The 4,243-nt window shown below is 74.1% G+C and carries 7 protein-coding genes; 3 read left to right on the plus strand and 4 right to left on the minus strand.

Going from position 1 to position 4,243, the window contains the following annotated elements; translation table 11 throughout:
• Positions 1–148 precede the first annotated feature (148 nt).
• Positions 149–271, plus strand: a complete 123-nt coding sequence (locus ACWEQL_RS41355) for a hypothetical protein (protein WP_452156620.1) — start codon at positions 149–151, stop codon at positions 269–271.
• Positions 272–286: 15 nt separating this feature from the next.
• Here ACWEQL_RS41355 and ACWEQL_RS41360 read toward each other — a convergent pair whose 3' ends face one another.
• On the minus strand, positions 287–547 hold the full coding sequence (locus ACWEQL_RS41360; RefSeq protein ID WP_452156622.1) for a hypothetical protein: 261 nt from the start codon (positions 545–547) through the stop codon (positions 287–289).
• Between the two features lie 135 nt (positions 548–682).
• Between ACWEQL_RS41360 and ACWEQL_RS41365 the strand changes: the two genes are divergently transcribed.
• Together ACWEQL_RS41365 and ACWEQL_RS41370 are read left to right on the plus strand one after the other, a co-directional pair.
• Entirely contained in the window at positions 683–1,516 is an 834-nt protein-coding gene (locus tag ACWEQL_RS41365; RefSeq protein ID WP_452156624.1) for a helix-turn-helix domain-containing protein, read from the plus strand.
• Entirely contained in the window at positions 1,513–1,725 is a 213-nt protein-coding gene (locus ACWEQL_RS41370; protein ID WP_452156626.1) for a DUF397 domain-containing protein, read from the plus strand. Before ACWEQL_RS41365 ends, ACWEQL_RS41370 begins: the two co-directional genes overlap by 4 nt.
• A gap of 88 nt (positions 1,726–1,813) precedes the next feature.
• Here ACWEQL_RS41370 and ACWEQL_RS41375 read toward each other — a convergent pair whose 3' ends face one another.
• The 3 genes from ACWEQL_RS41375 to ACWEQL_RS41385 form a co-directional block, all read right to left on the minus strand.
• Positions 1,814–3,130, minus strand: coding sequence for an alpha/beta hydrolase (locus ACWEQL_RS41375; protein ID WP_452156628.1), 1,317 nt, complete (start codon positions 3,128–3,130; stop codon positions 1,814–1,816).
• A gap of 165 nt (positions 3,131–3,295) precedes the next feature.
• Positions 3,296–3,988, minus strand: coding sequence for a response regulator (locus tag ACWEQL_RS41380; protein WP_452156630.1), 693 nt, complete (start codon positions 3,986–3,988; stop codon positions 3,296–3,298).
• Positions 3,985–4,243 (minus strand): ATP-binding protein (locus ACWEQL_RS41385; protein ID WP_452156632.1); only part of this gene is annotated, 259 nt, incomplete at its 5' end. The genes ACWEQL_RS41380 and ACWEQL_RS41385, both read right to left, overlap by 4 nt.

The following is a 4,243-nucleotide window of genomic DNA, read 5'->3' on the forward strand; positions in this document are numbered from 1 at the left end:
GGCGCTCTGAACGTTCTACGGGCCGGGCTGGTCCGTCGCGACGCCAACCCGGCATAGCGAGAAGCCCCCGGCTTCAGCCGGGGGAGGAGTCACGGTAGGCGGCGTCGGTTGCGAGGCGGCCACATGCCCGGTACCCCAGGACCGGGGCGTGCCCGGCGGCATCCTCTGCCTCCTCGGGGTCGTCCTGGCGTTCGCCGGAGGCGCCAACGCCCTGTCGTCCGCCTCCGCCGCCCGAGCCGCCCGCCGCGCCCAGCGCCCGCCGAGGCACTGACCGGCCGAGCGGTGCTCAGGTCGCCTCGTCGTTCAGCCGTCGGCGGTGGGGCTTGCCCGCGCTGCCGGGGGCGATCTCCCGGGGCGAGCAGCTCTCCAGATCCGTGAGGCGGGTCGTCCACTCCTCGCCACCGCCGAGGGGCCTCAAGTAGGCCCTGCCGGCGATGTGTTCGAGGAAGACCCCTTCCCGTGGCCTGCCGTCCACACGGTGACCGAGGTCGCGTACCACCTCGTGCGGAACGAACTCGGGCGGGTCGTGTCGCCGGCTCTCGGGCATGGGGGCTCTCCGTGGGTCGTGCCGCGCCCGCGGCGTCTCGCCTGATATGGCCATGGTGACCCGGTCCCCCTACGATCGGAAGGCTTTCCCACTTGACAGTTGCCCCCGTGGGATTCGCGCCGAGACGAAGGCCTGATGATGCGTGAGACGCAACTGGATCCGTCGGCATCGCCGCTCGCCGCGTTCGGCGCGCAACTGCGCAGGTCGCGCAAGGCGGCGGGGCTGAGCCAGGCCGAGCTGGGCGCGCGTACCCAGTTGAGCGACAGTCAGGTCTCCAACCTCGAACGGGGCACTCGCAGTCCCACACTTGACTGGGTGCGCAGCGCGGACCGCGTGCTGCGCACCGGGGAGACGCTGGAGCTGACGTACTGGACGCTCAACGGTTCCTCCCTGCTGCCGGGGTACCCGGAGTACGTGACCAAGGAGCGGGAGGCCGTGGTGATCCGGCTGTTCGAGCTCGGCGTCATCCCGGGCCTGGTGCAGACGCGCGAGTACGCCGAGGCGCTGGAGGCCGGGGCCGCCGCGCGGGGCAGCGTCACGGCCGAGCAGGGCGCCGAGCGCGTCCGCCTGCTCCTGGACCGGCAGGAGCGGATCAACCGCGACCCCGCCCCGCTGGTCCACGTGATCCTCGACGAGAGCTGCCTGAGGACCAGGGTCGGCGGGGCGGCGACCGTGGCACGCCAGTTGAAGCACATCGAGGAGCTGGCGGCCCGGCCCAACTACGTCGTCCAGGTGGCGCCGTACGAACTGGGGGCGTCGCGGCCCTTCATGCGGTCGATGTCGTTGCTCCACCTTGGCGACGGCACCTCGCTCGGGTATACCGAGACCCATCAGCGCGGCTACCTGGAGAGTGACCGGGCCACCGTGTCCGCATGGGCCCGGGAATACGATCTGCTCCAGGTCGAGGCGCTGTCGCAGGTGGCATCGCTCGCATTGATCGGCACGGCGCGAAGGGATTCTTCAGCATGAGTGAGCACGTTGATCTGACCGGCGCTTCCTGGGTCAAGAGCAGCTACAGCGGCAACGGGGGGCAGTGCGTCGAGGTCGCCTCCGGCCTTCCCGGCCTCCGGGCGGTCCGGGACTCGAAGGACCCGGGCGGCCCCGCGCTCGTCCTCACGGCCGGCGCCTTCGCCGCGTTCGTGGCGGCGGTGAAGGCCGGCCGCTTCGGCGAGGTCTGAACCGCGCGGGGGCCGCCACCGGATGCTTCGCGGGGCCGAGGCCGACGCTCCTCCTCGGGTCGCTCGACGCGGTACGGCGGCCCGCGGATCAGCGGGTGCCGCCGTCCTGCGGGAGGAGGAAGTCCAGCAGGACCTGGCGGCTCGTCTGCGAGGTGAGGCTGCCGTAGGCGTCGTCGAAGGCGTGCTCGGCGAAGGGGAGCACCTTGACCGTGGTGTCGACGTCCACCGCGCGGAGCCGGGCGGCGAGGTCGCGGACGGAGCCGGGGAGGGCGCTGCGGTCACGGTCCCCGACGACGAGCAGGGTGCGCGGCAGGCCGCGGCGGACGTCCTCGACCGGGGAGACCGACCGGTAGCGGTCCGGGTACTGCTGCGGGGTGCCGCCGGTGAAGAGCTCGGCGGCCTCGCGGGTGCCGGCCACGTCGTGGTTCCACATGTCGGTGACGTCCGTCCCCGGGTAGAAGCCGACGACCGAGTACGGCGGCTGCGGGGCGGAGCCGCCGGGGGCGGGAAGGGTGCCGTTCCGCAGCCGGTAGGCGGTGTTCAGCGCCAGGGTGCCGCCGGCCGACATCCCGCCCAGGGAGACGCGCGACGGGTCGATGCCGTACTCGTCGGCGTGCTCGCGCACCCAGCCCAGGGCGGTGGCCAGGTCCTGCGGGGCCTGGTCCCAGGTGGGCCGGCCCGGGGCGGCCAGCCGGTAGTCGACGGCGATGACGGCGACCCCGCGGTCGGCGAGCCAACGGCCGGTGCCGCGCAGATCGCCGCGGTCGAAGGTGTGGAAGCCGCCCGCGTGGGCCAGGACGACGGCGGGCGCACGGCCCGTGCCGCGCCCGCCCGGCAGGTACAGGTCCGCCTCCAGGGCCTCGGCGCCGCGGGTCGCGTACGTGGCGGTGGCGTCCGGCCGGACGTCCGGGTAGGCGAGCTCGGTGAGGACGTCACCGAAGGAGACCCGCACGCCCTCGCGCCGGGCGTCGGCGAACTGGACCCCGCCGACGACGAGCGCGGCGGCGGCCGACAGGGCGGTCACGGCGGTGAGCGTCCGGCCCCAGCGGACCAGCCCGCGGCGCCACGCGAGCACACCGAGGGCCGTACCGAGCAGTGCGAGCGCGGCCGTGTGGAAGGGGTACTGGCCGCCGATGACCGGGCCGATCACACCCGCCTTCGGGATCGAGGGGATGTAGGCGCCCAGCATGATCGCGGCCGTCAGGAACGCCAGGAGCGAACCGATGAGCGCGACGGTGAGGCGCAGCGCCCTGACCGGCCACCGGACGGGCGCGGGCGCGGAGGTGGAGGCGGAGTCGGGTGCCGGAGCGGCGCCGGTTTCGGCGGGATCGGTGGGATCGGTGGGATCGGCGGGGGTGGCAGGCTCGGCGGGCTGAGCGGGCCCGGTGGCCGGAAGACTGGACATGGTTGACGCTCCGATGCGTGGGTGCGAGGGCCGGGGACGCGCGGCCGGGCCCTGACGCCCGGACGCACCACGACTCTCGCGCCCACCACCCCCGCCCGGCGTCCCCCGCCGGAGCCGTCCTTCGGGGTAGCTCCTGAGAGGGACGTCCGCGCGATCGCGCTCCCGCTACGTGGGCGGTGAGGCGGGGGTGACCAGCCCGCTCTCGTACGCGAAGACGGCGGCCTGGGTGCGGTCGCGCAGGTGGAGCTTGTGCAGGATCCGGCCGACGTGGGTCTTGACGGTCTCCTCCGCGACGGTCAGCCGCTCGGCGATCTCGGCGTTGGACAGGCCCTCCGCGATCCGGCGCAGGACCTCCGTCTCCCGCCCGGTGAGCCGGTCGACCGCCATGCCGTTGCCTTCGCCTTCGCCGTCGCCGCGCCGCGGGCCGTGGCCCAGGCGGGCGAACTCGGTGATCAGCCGCTGGGTGAGGGCGGGGGAGAGCAGGGCCTCACCGCGGGCCACCACCCGGACGGCCTCGGCGAGTTCGAGACCGGAGGCGTCCTTGAGGAGGAAGCCGCCGGCGCCCGCGCGCAGCGCCTCGTAGACGTACTCGTCCAGGTCGAAGGTGGTCAGGACGAGGACCCTCGTCCGGGATCCGGGGCGGGCGGTGATCCGCCGGGTGGCCTCGATGCCGTCGAGCCCGGGCATCCGGATGTCCATCACCACGATGTCGGGGCCCAACTCCCCGGCCAGCGCGACGGCCTGCTCGCCGTCCGCGGCGGTCGCCACGACCGCGATGCCGGGCTGCGCGTCGAGCAGCACCGAGAAGGCCTCGCGGACCATGGCCTGGTCATCCGCGATCATCACACGGATCGTCATACGGAGCTGTCCTCGTTCTTCCTGTGCCGGGTACCGGTCGTGCCGCTCGTGCCGGTCGTGTCGCCGTACCCGCCGGTGCCCCTGGTGCCGTCCGTCCCCTCGTCCCCGCCCTCGTGGGCCGGTTCGCCGGGTGGGACGGGCAGTTCGGCGGCGACCTCGTAGCCGCCGTCCGGCGCGGGGCCGGCGAGCAGCTCGCCGCCGAGCATCGCGGCGCGCTCGCGCATGCCGACGAGGCCGTGGCCCGCGCCCGGCGAG

This window comes from Kitasatospora sp. NPDC004240 (assembly GCF_053603215.1).

Bases quoted from the DNA above. Each gene is read 5' to 3' on its own strand.
- ACWEQL_RS41360 (WP_452156622.1), bottom strand. From the start codon at position 547: ATGCCCGAGAGCCGGCGACACGACCCGCCCGAGTTCGTTCCGCACGAG.
- ACWEQL_RS41365 (WP_452156624.1), top strand. From the start codon at position 683: ATGATGCGTGAGACGCAACTGGATCCGTCGGCATCGCCGCTCGCCGCG.
- ACWEQL_RS41370 (WP_452156626.1), top strand. From the start codon at position 1,513: ATGAGTGAGCACGTTGATCTGACCGGCGCTTCCTGGGTCAAGAGCAGC.
- ACWEQL_RS41375 (WP_452156628.1), bottom strand. From the start codon at position 3,130: ATGTCCAGTCTTCCGGCCACCGGGCCCGCTCAGCCCGCCGAGCCTGCC.
- ACWEQL_RS41380 (WP_452156630.1), bottom strand. From the start codon at position 3,988: ATGACGATCCGTGTGATGATCGCGGATGACCAGGCCATGGTCCGCGAG.